The sequence below is a fragment of the Nocardia thailandica NBRC 100428 genome (assembly GCF_000308795.1).
Taxonomy (GTDB): domain Bacteria; phylum Actinomycetota; class Actinomycetes; order Mycobacteriales; family Mycobacteriaceae; genus Nocardia; species Nocardia thailandica.
In genome coordinates this window covers 1-16,984 of sequence record NZ_BAGK01000025.1, presented here as the reverse complement: position 1 = coordinate 16,984, position 16,984 = coordinate 1, and the positions used below count along the sequence as shown (strand labels likewise).

General features: G+C 69.9%; 16 protein-coding genes and 1 pseudogene. 9 read left to right on the top strand and 8 right to left on the bottom strand.

Annotated features, from left to right (window positions below; translation table 11 throughout):
* Positions 1-13 precede the first annotated feature (13 nt).
* The gene (locus tag ON36_RS02645) at positions 14-1,657 is read right to left on the bottom strand and encodes an acyl-CoA synthetase (RefSeq protein ID WP_043647355.1); all 1,644 of its coding nucleotides are present in this window, start codon (positions 1,655-1,657) and stop codon (positions 14-16) included.
* A gap of 90 nt (positions 1,658-1,747) precedes the next feature.
* Between ON36_RS02645 and ON36_RS02640 the strand changes: the two genes are divergently transcribed.
* Positions 1,748-2,530, top strand: a complete 783-nt coding sequence (locus ON36_RS02640; RefSeq protein WP_043647353.1) for a crotonase/enoyl-CoA hydratase family protein — start codon at positions 1,748-1,750, stop codon at positions 2,528-2,530.
* Between the two features lie 45 nt (positions 2,531-2,575).
* Here ON36_RS02640 and ON36_RS02635 read toward each other — a convergent pair whose 3' ends face one another.
* Positions 2,576-2,983 (bottom strand): VOC family protein, encoded by a 408-nt coding sequence (locus ON36_RS02635; RefSeq protein ID WP_043647352.1) that lies wholly within the window; start codon positions 2,981-2,983, stop codon positions 2,576-2,578.
* A 130-nt stretch (positions 2,984-3,113) separates the two neighbouring features.
* Between ON36_RS02635 and ON36_RS02630 the strand changes: the two genes are divergently transcribed.
* Positions 3,114-4,112 carry a sigma-70 family RNA polymerase sigma factor gene (locus ON36_RS02630; RefSeq protein ID WP_043647351.1) on the top strand — a complete coding sequence of 333 codons (999 nt, stop codon included), beginning with the start codon at positions 3,114-3,116 and terminating at the stop codon, positions 4,110-4,112.
* A 59-nt stretch (positions 4,113-4,171) separates the two neighbouring features.
* Here ON36_RS02630 and ON36_RS02625 read toward each other — a convergent pair whose 3' ends face one another.
* Both ON36_RS02625 and ON36_RS02620 read right to left on the bottom strand, forming a co-directional pair.
* Complete coding sequence (locus ON36_RS02625) at positions 4,172-5,719, bottom strand: acyl-CoA synthetase (protein WP_052313581.1); 1,548 nt, start codon at positions 5,717-5,719, stop codon at positions 4,172-4,174.
* Positions 5,720-5,741: 22 nt separating this feature from the next.
* Positions 5,742-6,779: an LLM class F420-dependent oxidoreductase gene (locus ON36_RS02620; protein WP_043647349.1), complete on the bottom strand. Its 1,038-nt coding sequence runs from the start codon at positions 6,777-6,779 to the stop codon at positions 5,742-5,744.
* Between the two features lie 61 nt (positions 6,780-6,840).
* On the opposite strand from ON36_RS02620, the gene ON36_RS02615 reads away from it, so the two are divergent.
* Genes ON36_RS02615 through ON36_RS02595 form a run of 5 tightly spaced genes read left to right on the top strand, consistent with a single transcriptional unit; the run spans position 6,841 to position 11,314 of the window.
* Complete coding sequence (locus ON36_RS02615) at positions 6,841-7,809, top strand: Zn-ribbon domain-containing OB-fold protein (protein ID WP_043647347.1); 969 nt, start codon at positions 6,841-6,843, stop codon at positions 7,807-7,809.
* 10 nt (positions 7,810-7,819) lie between these two features.
* Positions 7,820-8,842, top strand: coding sequence for a thiolase family protein (locus ON36_RS02610; RefSeq protein WP_043647345.1), 1,023 nt, complete (start codon positions 7,820-7,822; stop codon positions 8,840-8,842).
* A complete protein-coding gene (locus ON36_RS02605) occupies positions 8,839-10,017 on the top strand; it encodes a thiolase family protein (RefSeq protein ID WP_043647343.1) in 1,179 nt (392 codons plus the stop codon). The genes ON36_RS02610 and ON36_RS02605 overlap by 4 nt, the downstream gene beginning before the upstream one ends.
* Positions 10,014-10,904: a TIGR03619 family F420-dependent LLM class oxidoreductase gene (locus ON36_RS02600; protein ID WP_043647341.1), complete on the top strand. Its 891-nt coding sequence runs from the start codon at positions 10,014-10,016 to the stop codon at positions 10,902-10,904. The genes ON36_RS02605 and ON36_RS02600 overlap by 4 nt, the downstream gene beginning before the upstream one ends.
* A complete protein-coding gene (locus ON36_RS02595) occupies positions 10,901-11,314 on the top strand; it encodes a nuclear transport factor 2 family protein (RefSeq protein ID WP_043647339.1) in 414 nt (137 codons plus the stop codon). Before ON36_RS02600 ends, ON36_RS02595 begins: the two co-directional genes overlap by 4 nt.
* A 260-nt stretch (positions 11,315-11,574) precedes the next feature.
* On the opposite strand, the gene ON36_RS02590 is transcribed toward ON36_RS02595, so the two are convergent.
* Positions 11,575-12,876 (bottom strand): cytochrome P450, encoded by a 1,302-nt coding sequence (locus ON36_RS02590; RefSeq protein WP_052313580.1) that lies wholly within the window; start codon positions 12,874-12,876, stop codon positions 11,575-11,577.
* A gap of 89 nt (positions 12,877-12,965) precedes the next feature.
* Between ON36_RS02590 and ON36_RS02585 the strand changes: the two genes are divergently transcribed.
* Both ON36_RS02585 and ON36_RS02580 read left to right on the top strand, forming a co-directional pair.
* Entirely contained in the window at positions 12,966-14,129 is a 1,164-nt protein-coding gene (locus tag ON36_RS02585; protein ID WP_043647335.1) for a steroid 3-ketoacyl-CoA thiolase, read from the top strand.
* Between the two features lie 364 nt (positions 14,130-14,493).
* On the top strand, positions 14,494-14,910 hold the full coding sequence (locus tag ON36_RS02580) for a helix-turn-helix domain-containing protein (protein ID WP_014348820.1): 417 nt from the start codon (positions 14,494-14,496) through the stop codon (positions 14,908-14,910).
* Between the two features lie 138 nt (positions 14,911-15,048).
* Here the strand turns inward: ON36_RS02580 and ON36_RS02575 are convergent, their stop codons facing one another.
* The 3 genes and pseudogenes from ON36_RS02575 to ON36_RS02565 form a co-directional block, all read right to left on the bottom strand.
* Positions 15,049-16,086, bottom strand: coding sequence for a hypothetical protein (locus ON36_RS02575; protein WP_043647332.1), 1,038 nt, complete (start codon positions 16,084-16,086; stop codon positions 15,049-15,051).
* A complete protein-coding gene (locus tag ON36_RS02570; protein ID WP_043647330.1) occupies positions 16,083-16,598 on the bottom strand; it encodes an ImmA/IrrE family metallo-endopeptidase in 516 nt (171 codons plus the stop codon). The genes ON36_RS02575 and ON36_RS02570 overlap by 4 nt, the downstream gene beginning before the upstream one ends.
* Positions 16,599-16,610: 12 nt before the next feature.
* Positions 16,611-16,984 (bottom strand): annotated as a pseudogene (locus tag ON36_RS02565) (cell surface protein); the annotation flags it as partial.

The window sequence follows — 16,984 nt, the reverse complement described above, 5'->3', positions numbered from 1 at the left end:
GACGGGCGGCGGGCTAGGCCACGCCCACCTCGCCCACCTCGTCGGCGGGGCGGGCCTCGGTCTGTTCCTTGGCCCAGCGGTAGTCGGGCTTGCCTGCGGGCGAGCGCTTGATCTCCTCGACGAACCACAGGCTGCGGGGCTGCTTGTAGGAGGCGATCTCCTGGGTGAGCACCGGGCGCAGGTCGGCCAGCGTCGGCCGGGCGCCGTCACGGGTCTGGACGACGGCGACGACGCGCTGGCCCCAGCGTTCGTCGGGGACGCCGACGACCAGGGCGTCGAAGATGTCCGGGTGGGCCTTGAGGGCGCCCTCGACCTCCTCGGGGAAGATCTTCTCGCCGCCGCTGTTGATGCTGACCGAACCGCGGCCGAGCATCGTGACCGAGCCGTCCTCCTCCACGCGGGCGTAGTCGCCCGGGATGGCGTAGCGGACGCCGTCGAACTCCTTGAAGGTCGCCGCGGTCTTCACCTCGTCCTTGTAGTAGCCCAGCGGGATGTGACCGCTGCGGGCCAGCATGCCGACCACGCCGGACCCCGGCTCGACCGGCACGCCGTTCTCGTCGAGCACCTGGGTGGCGGCGTCGATCTTCACGCGCGGGCCGCCGGTGTGGTTGGCGCCCTTGGCGACGACCGACAGGCCGCCGAAGCCGGTCTCCGAGGAGCCGATGGAGTCGGAGATCATCCGGTTCGGCAGGACCTCGAGGAACTTGTCCTTGAGCGGCGGGGAGAACAGCGCGGCGCTGCTGGCCAGCACGTAGAGCGTCGAGAGGTCGTAGGGCTCGCCGGTTTCCGGGTTGCCCTCCTCCAGCGCGTCCAGCATCGGGCGGGCCATGGCGTCGCCGGTGATGAAGATCAGGTTGATGCCGTGCTTGTCCACCATCTGCCAGACGGTGTGCCCGCTGAACTCGGGGATCATCACGGCCTTGCCGCCGCCGAAGAGGCTGTGGAAGGTGGCCCACTGCGAGCCGCCGTGGATCATCGGCGGGATCGGGAAGCGCACCATCTGCGGGTTGGCCGCGCCGACCTTGGCCAGCTCCCACTCGTCCTTGACGTACTCGCCGGTGACGAAGTTGATGCCGGCGCCGAGCACGCGCCAGACGTCCTCCTGGCGCCACATGACGCCCTTGGGCAGGCCGGTGGTGCCGCCGGTGTAGAGCATGTACAGGTCGTCGGGCGAACGCTCGCCGAAGTCGCGCTCGGGCGAGGAAGCGGCCAGCGCCGCCTCGTATTCGGCGGTACCGGGCGCGGTCGGCACGTCGGTGCCGTCCTCGACCACGAGCACCGTCGTCAGCCCCGGCACCTTGTCGCGGACCGCGGTGACCTTGTCGGTGTAGCGGCGCTCGTGGATCAGCGCGACCATGTCCGAGTTCTCGAAGATGTGCAGTAACTCGTTCTCGACGTAGCGGTAGTTGACGTTGATCATCACCGCCCGCGCCTTGAAGATCGCGACCATCGCTTCGACGGCTTCGACTGTGTTGCGGGAGTAGATACCCACCTTGTCACCGGGGCGCACGCCCTGTTCTTGCAGGTAGTGCGCCAGCTGGTTGGCGCGCTGCTCGAGTTGGGCAAAGGTCGACTCGCGGTGTTCGCCGACCAGCGCGATCCGGTCGGGCATGAGGTCGACGGCATGTTCGACGAGATCGGCTATGTTGTAGCTCACAATCACAAAAATAGAACGTGTTACTGTTTCTGACAAGGGATTCTCGAACTGACCCTCTCAGCCGGGACCCGAGACTCCAGGAGATGCCCCATGCCGCACTGCCTCGTCGAGAAGCGCGACCACGTGCTGATCGTGACCATGAACCGCCCGGAGGCGCGCAACGCCCTGTCCGGCGAGATGATGGCGATCATGCGAGACGCCTGGGACCAGGTGGACAGCGATCCCGACATCCGCGTGGCGATCCTGACCGGCGCGGGCGGCGCGTTCTGCGCGGGCGCCGACCTCAAGGCGATGACGACCCAGCACCCAGGCGACTCCTTCGCGGGCGGCGGCTGGGACCTCTCGCGCATCGACGCCCTGCTCAAGGGCCGCCGCCTGACCAAGCCGCTCATCGCCGCCGTCGAGGGACCGGCCATCGCGGGCGGCACCGAGATCCTGCAGGGCACCGACATCCGGGTGGCCGGCGAGAGCGCGAAATTCGGCGTGTCCGAGGCCCGCTGGGGCCTGTTCCCGCTGGGCGGCTCGGCGGTGCGCCTGGCCCGCCAGATCCCGTACACCGTCGCCGCCGACATCCTGCTGACCGGCCGCCACATCAAGGCGGCCGAGGCCAAGGAGATCGGCCTGATCGGTCACGTCGTGCCCGACGGCACCGCCCTGGACAAGGCACTCGAAATCGCCGCGAGCATCGCCGCCAACGGCCCGCTGGCCGTCCAGGCCATCCTGCGCACCCTGCGCGACACCGAGGGACTGCACGAGAACGAGGCGTTCAAGATCGACGCCGAACTGGGCGCCGAGGTCTTCAAGTCCGCCGACGCCAAAGAGGGCCCGAAAGCCTTCGCGGAAAAGCGCAAGCCCACTTTCACCGGCTCCTGAGTCCGGGCGGCCCGGGACCGGGCCGCCCTCCGGAAGAGCGAGCCGTCACACCTTCATGAAGAAGGGCTCCCACTGGTGGCCGTCCGGGTCGAGGAAGGTGCGCCCGTGCATGCCGACCTCGGCCTCCTGGCTCCGCTTGTCGGGGTTGACCCATTCGGTGCCGCCCGCGGCGACGGCGGCGTCGGTCAGCTGGTCGACCTCGGCCGCGCTGCCCAGCGACAGGGCGTACCCGGCATAGCTGTTGGCCTGCGAGTCACCGATCGGACGCTGGGTGAAGGTGCTGAAGAACTCGTGGGTCAGCAGCATCAGGCAGATGTTGTCGTCGACGACGATGCAGGCCGCGTTGCCGTCGGTGAAGTCCTCGTTCACCTTCCAGCCCAGCGTCTCGTAGAAGGACTTGGAACGGTCCAGGTCGGCGACGGGAAGATTGACGAAGATCATCTTGCTGCTCATGGTTGCGAGTCCTTTTCGGTAGCCGTGTGCCGGTCTCGCTGATGTAGACGGGACGGTCGCCGGCGATTCATCGCGGCGATGCGAGAAATCGCCCTCCCGCCTGTCGGTGCCCTGTGGCATCGTGAGCTTCATGAGCGACGCCAGCACCGCCACCGGCCCCGATCGGGAGGTCCTCGCCGAATTCGAGACGCACCGCCGGGAGCTGTGCGCGTACGCCTACCGCATGCTCGGCTCCTCGTTCGAGGCCGAGGACGCGGTGCAGGAGACGTTCACGCGAGCCTGGCGGTCCTACGACTCGTTCGAGGGGCGGGCCAGCCTGCGTTCGTGGCTGTACAAGATCACGACGAACATCTGTCTCGACATGCTCGACCGGCCGCAGAGCCGCGCCAGACCGATGGACCTGAACGGGCCGGGCAGGCCGGATTCCCCGCTGCCCGCGCCGCAGCCGGACTACGTCTGGATCGAGCCGATCCCGAACGCGCTGGCCTTCGGCGCCGACCCGGCCGAGCACGCCAGCACCAAGGACACGCTGCGCCTCGCCTTCGTCGCGGCCTGCCAGCACCTGCCTGCCACGCAGCGGGCCATCCTGATCATGCGCGAGGTGCTGCGCTTCTCCGCGAGCGAGACCGCCGAGGCGCTGACGATGTCGCCCGCCTCGGTGAACAGCGCCCTGCAGCGGGCGCGGGCCACCATGTCGAAGGTGACGCCGACGGTCGCCGACCGTTTCGACGAGACCGATCCCGGGCAGCGCAAGCTGGTCGACGATTTCGTGGCCGCGTTCGAGGCCTACGACATGGACGCGCTCACGACGCTCCTGAAAACCGATGTGGCGCTGTCCATGCCGCCGTTCGATCTGTGGATCTCCGGCCCGGAGAACGTCGCCGCGTTCATGCTGGGGACCGGAAGCGCCTGCCGCGATTCCCGGCTCGTCCCGCTCGAAGGCGCCAACGGCGCACCGGCTTTCGGCCACTACAAGCCGCACGCCGAGCAGCCCGGCGTCTGGGTGCCGTGGTCGATCACCATCCTGGAGCTGGACGGCCCCACCATCGCGGGCCTGAACTTCTTCCTCGACACCGACAGGCTGTTCCCCCTCTTCGGTCTCGCCCCGGAGCTGCGCGAGGCGGTCTGACCGACCGAACACGGCACGGGGCGGGACCGATGTTCGCGGTCCCGCCCCGTGCCGTTTTCTCAGAGCAGCTTGCGCTTGTAGAGCTTGCCGTTCGGATCGCGGGGAAGTTCGGTGCGGTACTCGACGCTGCGGGGCAGCTTGTACTTGGCGAGCTGCTCGGCGGCGTAGGCGAGCAGTTCCTCGGTCAGCGCCTCGTCGCCGGTGGTGCCCTCGACGGGCTGGACGAACGCCTTCACCTGCTGGCCCCAGTCGGGGTCGGGCACGCCGAGGACCGCGACGTCGGCGACCTTCGGGTGGCCGATGAGCACCCCCTCGATCTCGGCCGGGTAGATGTTGACGCCGCCGGAGAGGATGAGGTCCGAGCGCCGGTCGCAGAGGAACAGGAAGCCGTCCTCGTCGAGGTAGCCGATGTCGCCGACGGTGAAGAGGTCGCCGACGCGGGCGTCGTCGGTCTTGGCCTTGTCGTGGTGGTATTCGAAGCTGGAGGCGCCCATCTTCATGTAGACCAGGCCCTCCTTGCCGGGCGGCAGCTCGGAGCCGTCGGTCTCATCGAGGACCTTGATGACCGACCACGGCCAGGCCCTGCCGACCGAGCCCGGCTTGCGCAGCCAGTCGGCGCCGTTGATGACGGTGCCGCCGCCCTCGGTCGCCGCGTAGTACTCGGTGACCACGGGGCCCCACCACTCGAGCATGGCGCGCTTGGTCTGGGCGGGGCAGGGCGCGGCGCCGTGCACCATGCTGCGCAGCGAGCTCACGTCGTAGCGGGCGCGCACGTCCTCGGGCAGGGCGAGCAGGCGGTGGAACTGGGTGGGCACCATGTGGCTGTGGGTGACCTTGTGCCGCTCGATGAGCGCGAGCATGTCCTCGGCGCCCCAGCGGTCCATGAGCACCAGCTTGTGACCCATCTGGATGGAGATGGTCGCGAAGTTGAGCACGGCCGTGTGGTACAGCGGGGAACCGCAGATGTGCACGTGATCGTCGTAGGGCGCGAGGTCGAAGAGCGCGAAGAACGACTTGTTGGGCTGCGGGACGACGTCGGGGTCGGCGCCGGTCAGCGGGCGGCGAACACCCTTGGGGCGCCCGGTGGTTCCCGAGGTGTAGAGCATCGGCGCGCCGATGGAGCGCTCGGCCGGGCGGCCGGTGTCGGCGGCGCCGAGCCAGGAGGCGGGCCGGAAGCCGGGGACGGCGCCGACCGAGAACCGCGCGTCCTCGGGCAGCCCCGCCGCCTCGGCCGCCGCGGCGGCGGTCTCGGCGAACCGCTCGCTGGCGATGAACGCCTTGGCGCCACTGTCTTCGAGGATGTAGGCGATCTCCGGCGCGGTCAGGTGCCAGTTGACCGCGACGATGTAGAACCCCGACTGGTAGGCGGCGAAGTACGCGGCGATGGCCTCGACACAGTTGTGCACCATGCTGACCAGCGCGTCGCCGGTCTGTAGGCCGATGCCACGCAATCCGTTGGCATATCGATTGGCCAGCACGGCCAATTCTCGGTAGGTGACTTCGCGGCCGTCCGGATCGACCACGGCGATCCGGTCGGGCTCGGCGGCTGCGATATTCCACAGGCCGAGGACTTCGCCGACTTTGGTGGGGCTCTGCTGGCTGCTCACCCCATCGAATTTAGAACGTGTTCTACCGTTCTACAAGAGGGGCGACGCGGCGCAGCTGCTCGACGTCGGCCACCGAGATCAGCATCATCGTCACGCCGGCGGCCTCCCATTCCTTCAGCCGGCCGCGCACGTGCGCCTCGTCGCCGATGATCGCGGTGTCGAAGATCAGCTCGTCGGGCACCGCCGCGGCGGCCTCGGCCTTGCGGCCCGCCTGGAACAGGGCCGAGATCTCGTCGACCTCGGCGCCGTAGCCCATGCGCCGGTAGACCTGGGCGTGGAAGTTCAGCTCGGGGGCGCCCATGCCGCCGATGTAGAGCGCCGACACCCAGCGCATCCGCTCGAGCTCGGGCGCGGGGTCGTCGGTCACGATGACCTGCGCGCTGGCCGCGATCTCGAAATCGGCCCTGCTCCGCCGCGCGCCCGCCCGGGCGAAGCCCTCGTCGAGCCACTCGTTGTACATGCCGGCCAGGCGGGGCGCGTAGTAGATCGCGAGCCAGCCGTCGGCGATCTCCGCGGTCAGCGCGACGTTCTTCGGACCCTCCGCGCCCAGCCAGATGGGCAGGTCGGCGCGTCGCGGATGCACGATCGGCTTGAGCGGCTTGCCGAGACCGGTCGCGCCGGGACCGTCGTAGGGCAGCCGGTAGTGCGGGCCGTCGGAGGTCACGGGGGCCTCGCGGGCCAGCACCTGACGGATGATGTCGACGTACTGGCGGGTGCGCGCGAGCGGCCGCGCGAACGGCTGCCCGTACCAGCCCTCCACCACCTGCGGGCCGGACACGCCGAGCCCGAGCACGGCGCGGCCGTTGCTGAGGTGATCGAGGGTGAGCGCGTGCATGGCGGTCGCGGCCGGGGTGCGCGCCGACATCTGCGCGACCGACGTCCCGAGGCGGACCCGCTCGGTGGCCGAGCCCCACCAGGCCAGCGGGGCGAAGGCGTCCGACCCCCACGACTCGGCCGCGAACACGGCGTCGAAGCCCACGTCCTCGGCGGCGCGGACCAGCTCACCCACGCCCTGTGGGGGCTGCGCGCCCCAGTACCCCAGCTGAAGTCCGAATTTCATGATCGGCGCCCTTTCCGGCAAATCCTTGCCAGCAGAATAAGAACCTGTTCTACTCGATATCGTGACCCAGGGGAATACCGCAGTGGAAGTATTGAGCGCACCCCTGCGGGTGCGATTCGACTACACCAGATCCGTCGGCCCGATCATCGGCGCCTTTCTGGCCGGACTGCGCGAGGGCCGGATTCTCGGCGCCCGCGGCAGTGACGAGCGCGTGCTGGTGCCGCCGCCGGAGTTCGACCCGCAGACCGCCGCGCCGATCGGAGAGCTCGTCGAGGTGGCCGCCGTCGGCACCGTCAGGTCCTGGACCTGGGTGCCACAGCCGCTGCCCGGCCAGCCGTTCGACCGGCCCTTCGCGTGGGCGTTCGTCCAGCTCGACGGCGCCGACACCACCCTCCTGCACGCGGTCGACGTGACCTCGCCACAGGACATCCACACCGGCCTGCGGGTCCGGGTGCGGTGGGCCGCCGAGCGCACCGGCCGCATCCAGGACATCGCCTGCTTCGAGCCCGGCGACACCGCCGTGCCCGCCACACCGCAGGACGCGACCGAACCCGTCGAGATCCTGACGACGCCGGTCGACCTGTCCTACAAGCACACCGCCTCCCCGCAGGAGACCGTCTACCTGCGCGGCCTGGCCGAGGGCAAGCTGCTCGGCGGACGCTCCCGCCCCGGCGACCGCGTCTACTTCCCGCCGCGCGGCGCCAACCCGACCGACGGCACCCCCACCGACGAGGTGGTCGAACTGTCCGACCGCGGCACCGTCACCACCTTCTGCATCGTCAACGTGCCGTTCCTCGGCCAGCGGATCAAGCCGCCCTACGTGGCCGCCTACATCCTGCTCGACGGCGCCGACATCCCGGTCCTGCACCTGGTGCTGGGCTGCGACGCGAGCGAGGTCCGCATGGGCATGCGGGTCGAGGCCGTGTGGAAACCCCGCGAGGAGTGGGGCCACGGCCTGGAGAACGTCGACCACTTCCGTCCATCGGGCGAGCCCGACGCCGAGTACGACACCTACCGGCAGCACCTGTAGAGAGGCAGCCTTGACCACACCCGAGATCGCGGTGGTGGGCTTCGCCCACGCACCGCACGTTCCCGAGACCTTCGGCACCACCAACGGTGTCGAGATGCTCGTCCCGTGTTTCCGTCAGCTCTACGACGACCTCGGCATCACCAAGGCCGACATCGACTTCTGGTGCTCGGGCTCGTCGGACTTCCTCGCGGGCCGCGCGTTCTCGTTCATCTCCGCCATCGACGCCATCGGCGCGGTGCCGCCGATCAACGAATCGCACGTCGAGATGGACGCCGCCTGGGCGCTGTACGAGGCGTGGGTGAAACTGCTGTCGGGCCAGGCGCAGACCGCGCTGGTCTACGGCTTCGGCAAGGCGTCGGCGGGCAACCTGCACCAGGTGCTGACCATGCAGCTCGATCCGTACCTGGTCGGGCCGCTGTGGCCGGACGCGGTGTCGGTGGCGGGTCTGCAGGCCAGGGCCGGGCTGGACGCGGGCCGCTGGACCGAACGCGACATGGCCGCCGTCGCCGGCGGCGACATCGAATCCCTGCTCGCCACACCGTATGTGGCCGACCCGCTGCGGGCACACGACATCGCGCCCATCACCGACGGCGCCGCCGCGATCGTGCTGGCCGTGGGCGACCGGGCCAGGGAACTGTGCGAGCGTCCGGCGTGGATCACCGGCATCGCGCACAACATCGACTCCGGCGCCCTCGGCGCGCGCGACCTGACCAGGGCGCCCTCGGCCGCCGCCGCCGCGGAGGCCGCCACCCGGGGTGACCGGAGCGGCATCGAACTGGCCGAGCTGCACGCGCCGTTCAGCCACCAGCAGCTGATCCTCGCCGAGGCGATCGGGCTCGACGGCTCGGTCACCGTCAACCCGTCCGGCGGCGCGCTGGCGGCGAACCCGATGTTCGCCGCGGGCCTCGAGCGGATCGGCAACGCGGCCCGCGCCGTGATGTCCGGGCAGGCGCGGCGGACGCTGGCGCACGCGACCAGCGGCCCCGCCCTGCAGCAGAACCTGGTCGCCGTCCTGGAATCGGAGGCACGATGAACAGCCAGAGCTTCCCCGCCGCCGTCCTCGGCACCGGCCAGACTCGTCACGTGACGCAGCGCAGCGATGTGTCGATGGCCGGGATGTGCCGTGAGGCGATCGACCGCGCGCTCGACGACGCCGGGCTGACCATCGCCGACATCGACGCCGTCGTGGTCGGCAAGGCGCCCGACTACTTCGAGGGCGTCATGATGCCCGAGCTCTACCTCGCCGACGCCCTCGGCGCGGTCGGCAAGCCGCTGCTGCGCGTGCACACGGCCGGCTCGGTCGGCGGTTCCACCGGCTGCGTCGCCGCCAACCTGGTCCAGGCGGGCGTGCACAAGCGGGTGCTCGCCGTCGCCTGGGAGAAACAGTCCGAGTCCAACGCCATGTGGGCGCTGTCGATCCCGGTGCCGTTCACCATGCCGGTCGGCGCGGGCGCGGGCGGGTACTTCGCCCCGCACGTGCGCTCCTACATCCGCCGGTCCAACGCGCCCGGGCACATCGGCGCGATGGTCGCGGCCAAGGACCGCCGCAACGGCGCCAAGAACCCCCTGGCCCACCTGCACCAGCCTGGCAAGACGGTCGAGGAGGTCCTGGCGTCCCAGATGCTGTGGGACCCCATCCGTTTCGACGAGACCTGCCCGTCCTCCGACGGCGCCTGCGCCGTCGTCATCGGCGACGCCGAGGCCGCGGCCGCGGTGACCGCCGAGGGCCGCAAGGTGGCCTGGGTCCACGCGACCGCGATGCGCACCGAGCCGACCACCTTCTCCGGCCGCGACCAGGTCAACCCGCAGGCGGGCCGCGACGCCGCGGCGGCGCTGTGGAAGGCCGCGGGCATCACCGATCCCCTCGAGGAGATCGACGTCGCCGAGATCTACGTGCCCTTCTCCTGGTTCGAGCCGATGTGGCTGGAGAACCTGGGCTTCGCGGCGCCGGGCGACGGCTGGAAGCTCACCGACAAGGGCGAGACCGAGATCGGCGGCAGGCTGCCGGTCAACCCGTCCGGCGGCGTGCTCTCCTCCAACCCGATCGGCGCCTCCGGCCTGATCCGCTTCGCCGAGGCGGCCAAGCAGGTCATGGAGCGGGCCGGCGACTACCAGGTCGAGGGCGCGCGCAAGGCGCTCGGCCACGCCTACGGCGGCGGCTCGCAGTACTTCTCGATGTGGGTCGTCGGCAGCGAGCGACCGGCATGAAGTTCACCCTCGGCATCGCGCTGAGTCCCCTCGACCAGCTGACCGCGCTGGCGAAGACCGCCGAGGAGTGCGGCTTCACCTCGATCGCCCTGCCCGACTCGCTGTTCTACATGAAGTCGGCCGCGGCGAAGTACCCCTACACCCCCGACGGCAGCCGCTTCTGGGGACCGGAGACACCCTGGGTCGACCCGCTGATCGGCGCGGCCACCATGGCCGCGGTCACCACCGACCTGCGCTTCTACACCAACGTGCTCAAACTCGGGTCGCGCAATCCACTGCTGCTCGCCCGCCAGGTCGGCTCGGTGGCCAACCTGTCGGGCAACCGGTTCGGGTTCGGCGTCGGCATCGGCTGGGCGCCCGAGGAATTCGAGTGGTGCGGGGTGCCCTACGCCCGCCGCGGCGCCCGGGTCGACGAGATGATCGAGGTCATCAAGCTGGTCCTGGCCGGCGGCATGGTCGAATTCCACGGCGAGTTCTACGATTTCGATCCGCTGCAGATCTCCCCGGCGCCGTCGGAGCCGGTGCCGTTCTACGTCGGTGGCCACACCGACGTGGCGCTGCGGCGCGCGGCCCGCGTCGGCGACGGCTGGACCTCGGCGATGATGAAGTTCGACGAACTCACCGGCACCATCGCCACCCTGGACCGGCTGCGCGCCGAGTACGGACGGTCCGACCTGCCCTTCGAGATCCAGGCCGTCTGCATCGACAAGTTCGGCCGCGAGGGCTACCAGGATCTGGCCGACGCGGGCGTCACCGACGCCATCGTGGTGCCGTGGCTGGCCGACGGCGTCGGCTTCGACGGCGAGCTCGCCGCCAAGCAGGACTCGCTGCGCCGCTTCGCCGAGAAGTACATCGCCGACCCGGTGGTGGCGGAGGTGCGCGCATGACCACCGTCGAGCACCCCGCCCGCGCGGCGGGCCTGGCCTCCCAGGCCGCCGTCCGGGCGCGGGACAAGGCGGCCTGGGTCGCACTGTTCGCCGAGGACGGCATCGTCGAAGACCCCGTCGGCCCCTCCGGCTTCGACCCGGAGGGGGTCGGCCACCGCGGGCACGAGGCGATCGCCGCGTTCTGGGACAAGGCGATCGCGCTCACCGAGAGCATCGAGTTCCTGTTCACCGACTCCTTCGCCTGCGGCAGGGAGATCGCCTTCACCGGACTGATCCGCACCACCCTCGGCGGACACGTCATCGACGCCGAAGGAGTGTTCACCTACAAGGTGGACGCCGACGGCAAGATCGCCGCGCTGCGCGCGTTCTGGGAAGTGGACCGCGCCATGGCCACGGCCCGCGCTGTGTGACCGGAGCGCTGGCGCGCTCGAGTCGCGGCCCTTCGGGCCCCGACGGCAAGAACCCCGATCCTCGTGGCTTCGCCCCTTGGGTCGGGGTTCTTGCCGTCGGGGCGGCCGCGACGCTCGCTGCGCTCGCCGGCCTCCTCGGGGTCGGCCCCGGGTGGCTGGGTCGGAAAAGTCGAACCGGGCAGGCAGGGTCCGAGCCGGTCGGGGGCGCGCAGCGGAACGGCCCCGACCGGCTGAGCCGATCGGGGCCGTCACTCCGATGCCTAGTGCTTGACCGGGCAGCCGCCCTTGTAGTCGACCGGGAGTTCCTTGATGCCGTTGAGCCAGCCCGAGCGCAGCCGCTTGGGATCGCCGAGGGCGGTGATGTCGGGCAGGTGATCGGCGATCGCGTTGAAGATCAGGTCCACCTCGAGGCGGGCCAGGTTGGCGCCGACGCAGTAGTGGGCGCCGGTGCCGCCGAAGGACAGGTGCTGGTTGTCCTTGCGCAGGATGTCGAACTTCTCCGGGTCCTCGAAGACCTCTTCGTCGAAGTTGGCCGAGCGGTAGAGCAGGACGAGGCGCTGGCCCTTCTTGATCTGCACGCCGCCCAGTTCGGTGTCCTCGAGCGCGGTGCGCTGGAAGGAGATGACCGGGGTGGCCCAGCGGATGATCTCGTCGACGGCGGTGGCCGGGCGCTCCTTCTTGAACAGCTCCCACTGGTCGGGGTGGTCGAGGAAGGCCATCATGCCGTGGGTGATGGCGTTGCGGGTGGTCTCGTTGCCCGCGACGGCGAGCAGGATGACGAAAAAGCCGAACTCCTCGGGCGTGAGGTGCTCGCCGTCGACGTCGGCCTCGATCAGCGTGGTGACCAGGTCGTCGGACGGGTCGGCCTTGCGGGCCTCGGCCATCTGGTAGGCGTAACCCAGGATCTCCATGGACGCCGCGACCGGGTCGATGTCGATGTCCGGGTCGTCGTAGCCGGTCATCTCGTTGGACCACTGGAAGACCTTCATCCGGTCCTCCTGCGGCACGCCGATCAGTTCGGCGATCGCCTGCAGCGGCAGTTCGCAGGCCACCTGGGTGACGAAGTCACCGCTGCCGGACTCGGCCGCGGCCTTCACGATCTGCTCGGCGCGCGCCGACAGCTCGGCGCGCAGGCCGTTGACGGCGCGCGGGGTGAAGCCCTTGGAGATGATCTTGCGGAGCTTGGTGTGCTCGGGGGCGTCCATGTTCAGCAGGACCAGGCGCTGCAGTTCGATCTGCTGGCGCTCGATGTCGTCGTTGAAGCGCGGGATCGCGGTGTTCTCGTAGGTCGAGAACACATCGCTGCGCCGCGACACCTCCTTGACGTCGGCATGCTTGCTGACCACCCAGAAGCCGTCGTCGTGGAAGCCACCGACCTCGACGGGCTGCGGGTTCCACCAGATCGGTGCGCTCCGGCGCAACTCGGCGTACTCGGCGACAGGGACACGCTCGGCGTAGATGTCGGGGTCGGTGACGTCGAACCCTTCCGGGAGGTTCGGCCGTGTGCGCGGATCTACCACCAGATGTCTCCTTCGACAAACTGAAACACGTTCTACAATCATTGAAGCATAGGGGTAACGACTAGGGAAGAACCTCGCCGTTTCCCCTGGCACCGGAAACTGAACTTGTTGCAGTTGCAAGGAGAGAACCTATGGGCACACCCGTGATCGTCGAGGCCGTGCGTACGCCGATCGGCAAGCGCAACGGCCTGCTGTCGGGCCTGCACGCCGCCGAGCTGCTCGGCCTGGCACAGCAGGGCCTGCTCGACCGGGCGGGCCTCGACCCCGCCCTGATCGAGCAGGCCATCGGCGGCTGCGTCACCCAGGCGGGCGCACAGTCCAACAACATCACTCGCACCGCCTGGCTGCACGCGGGCCTGCCCTGGCAGACCGGCTGCACCACCATCGACACCCAGTGCGGCTCGGCCCAGCAGGCCAATCACCTCATCGCCGGCCTCATCGCCACCGGCGCGATCGAGGCGGGCATCGCCTGCGGCGTCGAGGCGATGAGCCAGGTCCCCCTCGGTGCGAACGTCGGCACCGACGCGGGTCCGCGCCGCCCGGCGTCGTGGTCGATCGACCTGCCCAACCAGTTCGAGGCGGCCGAGCGAATCGCGAAGCGGCGCGGCATCACCCGCGCCGACGTCGACGCCTTCGGCGTGCGGTCCCAGGAACGCGCGGCGCGCGCGTGGGCCGAGGGCCGCTTCGACCGCGAGGTGCTGACCGTGTCGGCGCCCGCGCTCGACGCCGAGGGCAAGCCGACCGGGGAGAAGGTCGAGGTCAACCGGGACCAGGGCCTGCGGGCCACCACCGTCGAGGGGCTGGCCAAGCTCAAGCCCGTACTCGAGGGCGGCGTGCACACCGCGGGCACCTCCTCGCAGATCTCCGACGGCGCGGCCGCGGTGCTGCTGATGGACTCCGACGCCGCCGACCGCCACGGCCTGCGGCCACGCGCCCGCATCCGCACCCAGGCGGTCGTCGGCGCCGAGCCCGAGTTCCACCTGGACGGCCCGGTGCAGGCGTGCACCCGGCTGCTCGAGCGCTCCGGAATGAAGATTTCCGATATCGATCTTTTCGAGATCAACGAGGCCTTCGCCTCGGTCGCACTTTCGTGGGCTTCTGTCCACGAGCCCGACATGGACCGGGTGAATGTCAACGGCGGCGCGATTGCGCTCGGACATCCGGTGGGCTCCACCGGTTCTCGGCTCATCACCACCGCCCTGCACGAGCTCGAGCGCACGGGAGGCAGCACCGCCATGATCCTCATGTGCGCCGGCGGGGCCCTCGCCACCGGGACCATCATCGAGCGCCTGTAGGCTGCATCCACCGAATCCGGGCGCCCTGGTTGAACATTCATCCCAGGGCGCCCGGAACGTGTCGTACACCACACAGCCAGGGGGGCCGGATAACCTATGAGGCATCAGCTATCTTGTAGCTATCTCCGGCCGGAACGGGAAGATCGCCGCGACGGGCGGGAACTCCCGTCCCCCTGGACTCCACAAGAGTCGTTGGCGCGACCCGCAAACGCGACCGCCGTCACCCCGGCCCGCAGGTCCACTCAGGAAACCGCAGAGAAATCCTGAATCAGGCGTAGGTTTTCAGTTACTCAGCCGCTAATATCAATGATACGTATCCGAGATAACGACTGTTAGTACAGTGAAGGGAATTGGGCGGCTCACAATGGCTGATTTCGCGGCGCGGCTGAACAAGCTGTTCGAAACCGTGCATCCCCCGGGGCGCAAGCCGCACACCAACGCAGAGGTTGCGGCTGCGCTAACTGCCTCCGGGCATCCGATCTCGAAGCCGTACCTCTCGCAGTTACGGTCGGGACAGCGCACCAACCCGTCCGACGAGACGGTCGCCGCCCTGGCGAAGTTCTTCAAGGTCAAGCCCGACTACTTCTTCAACGACATCTACGCGGCGAAGATCGATCACGATCTCGAGCTGCTGTCGCAGTTGCAGGGGTACGGGCTGCGGCGGTTGTCGAGCAGGGCTTTCGACCTCTCCGAAGAATCTCAGAATCTGCTCACCTCCATGGCGGAGAAATTGCGGGCCAGCGAAGGACTTCCCGAAGTTCCTCCGGACGGCACCGAATAGGATCCACTCGCGGCGAACCCTTGCCACCCGGGTGGGTGCTCGGGTTCGCCCGGGCATCGGATACGTGAGCGATGAACGACTCAGGGGCGGTGGATAATCCACCGCCCCTGAGTTTTCGCGTGTCCGGGGACCTCCGGGTCAGCCGCGTGTGGACGCGCTCGGCTTCGCGGCGTCCGCGCCTGCCGCCGTGGTCGACTCGAAGGCGCGGGCGATCGCGAGCACCCAGCCGCGCGGGCTGACCCCCGGCGGCGGCGCGATCCAACGCGCGTCGACGAACAAGTCCCCCAACGGATTTCGCACCCACTCGGCCACCACCGCCGCGCGTTCGGGCACCGCGTGCGGCGGTTCCCCGGCCGCCGCGATGACCACGCCGCCGCCCGAGAGCAGGTACATCGCGTCCATCACCTGGGCCACGTGGTCGGAGGCCTTGAGCTGGGTGGAGGTCGCGTTCTGTTCGTGCGCCACGACTTCCGGGAACCGCCCGACCATCAGCCGGTGCAGCGGCCGGATCCGGCGCAGCAGGATGCGGGCCCGCGTCCACAGCTCGACCACGATCCACACCGCACCGAAGGCGATCAGCAGACTCGCGATCTCCCAGGCGGGCCAGCCCCAGGTCGGCTCGCCGGGCGGAGTGGGGGCGGCGCCCTGGAAGGCCCGGCCGGCATTGGCCACGGCGAGGACCGCCACGAGCGCGGTGCCGGCGGTGTAGATGGCGATGCCGCGACCGAGCGCCGTCCAGTCGAGGTTGCGCAGGCCGGTGGTGACGATGAAGACGCAGCCGAGCGCGGTCGCGATCCAGCCGAAGGTGAACGACCAGGCCAGCGTGATCGCGACCGCGATCAGCCCGATCGCGTACACCACCAGCGCGACCTGGCGCAGGTTGCGCCGCGACACGACCGGCCAGGCCGCCGACGCGACCACCGAGGTCGCGGTGGTGAAGGTGATCCACGCCGCGTCGACGATGCCGGTGGACAACCACCCGCTACGCAGGCCGCCGGGCAGCAGGTTGTCGATCGCGACCGCCACGTCGGGGATAGCGACGGTCGCGGCCAGGGCGACCGCGGCCACCGCGACCACGATCGCGACCCGGGCGGTCGTCGCGGGTTTCACCAGCACGCGTCCCACTCGCGCACCGGCGGCAACCCAGACCAGCAGGGCTGTCAACCAGAGTGTCATCCGAGTGCCTCATCGAATCGAAGGACCGAGACGCCTGCGCCCCGGTTGTTGAACACGCGCAGCCGGGTCATCAGCATCGCCGCGAAGGTCTCGGCCTCCCATTCGGCGAGCTCGTCGGCGCCGTCGTCGACGATCTGCTGGTGCGCGCGCTGGCTGAGCATGTAGGCGATCAGGTCGTCACTGGCCTCGAGCGTGACCTCCTCCGCCGGGGCGCCCTCGTGGTCGAAGACGATGTGGCCGAGTTCGTGCGCGAGGGTGTGGTCGCGGCTGGGCAGGGCGTCGGCCAGCACGATGATGTCGCGGTCGGGATAGAACCGGCGCTGGCCGCACACGCCGGGGCCCAGCTGGGCGCTGGTGATCTCGATCTCGCGCTGCCGCTCCCGCGAGATCGAGGCGACGACCTCGTCGAGGGTGGTGGCGTCGTAGTCGGCGGCGACCGCGCAGACCGCGTCGACGGCCGCCGCGACCCGCCGGTAGGAGCGCGAGGTGCTCTGCGTCTTGCTCTGGCTCATCGTCGCGTCCCCTTACGACCTCGGGCCGAAGAATTCGGCACGCGCCGCGTTCACGCGCGCCTGCGCGGCCGCGGCACCTTGGAAACTGACAGCACCGGAACCGGTGCCCGCCAGGGTCAGCGCGATGAGCCCGCCGATGACCGACAGCAGCTTCGGCTCGGGCAGACCGCTGTTGTCGCTGGTCGGGCGGACCTGCGGGTTGGGCTTGGCGGCGGGCGCGGGCGCGGCCGCCGCGGGCGGAGCGGGTGCCGCCGCGGGCGCCTCGGGCGCGGGCGGGGCGACCTCGGGCGCGGCGACGGGCAGGTTCGGCAGACCCGGAACGGACGGGGAGGGCGCGGGCGGGAGCGCGATGGGCGGCAGCGCCGGGGCCGCGGGCGGCGAGGGGA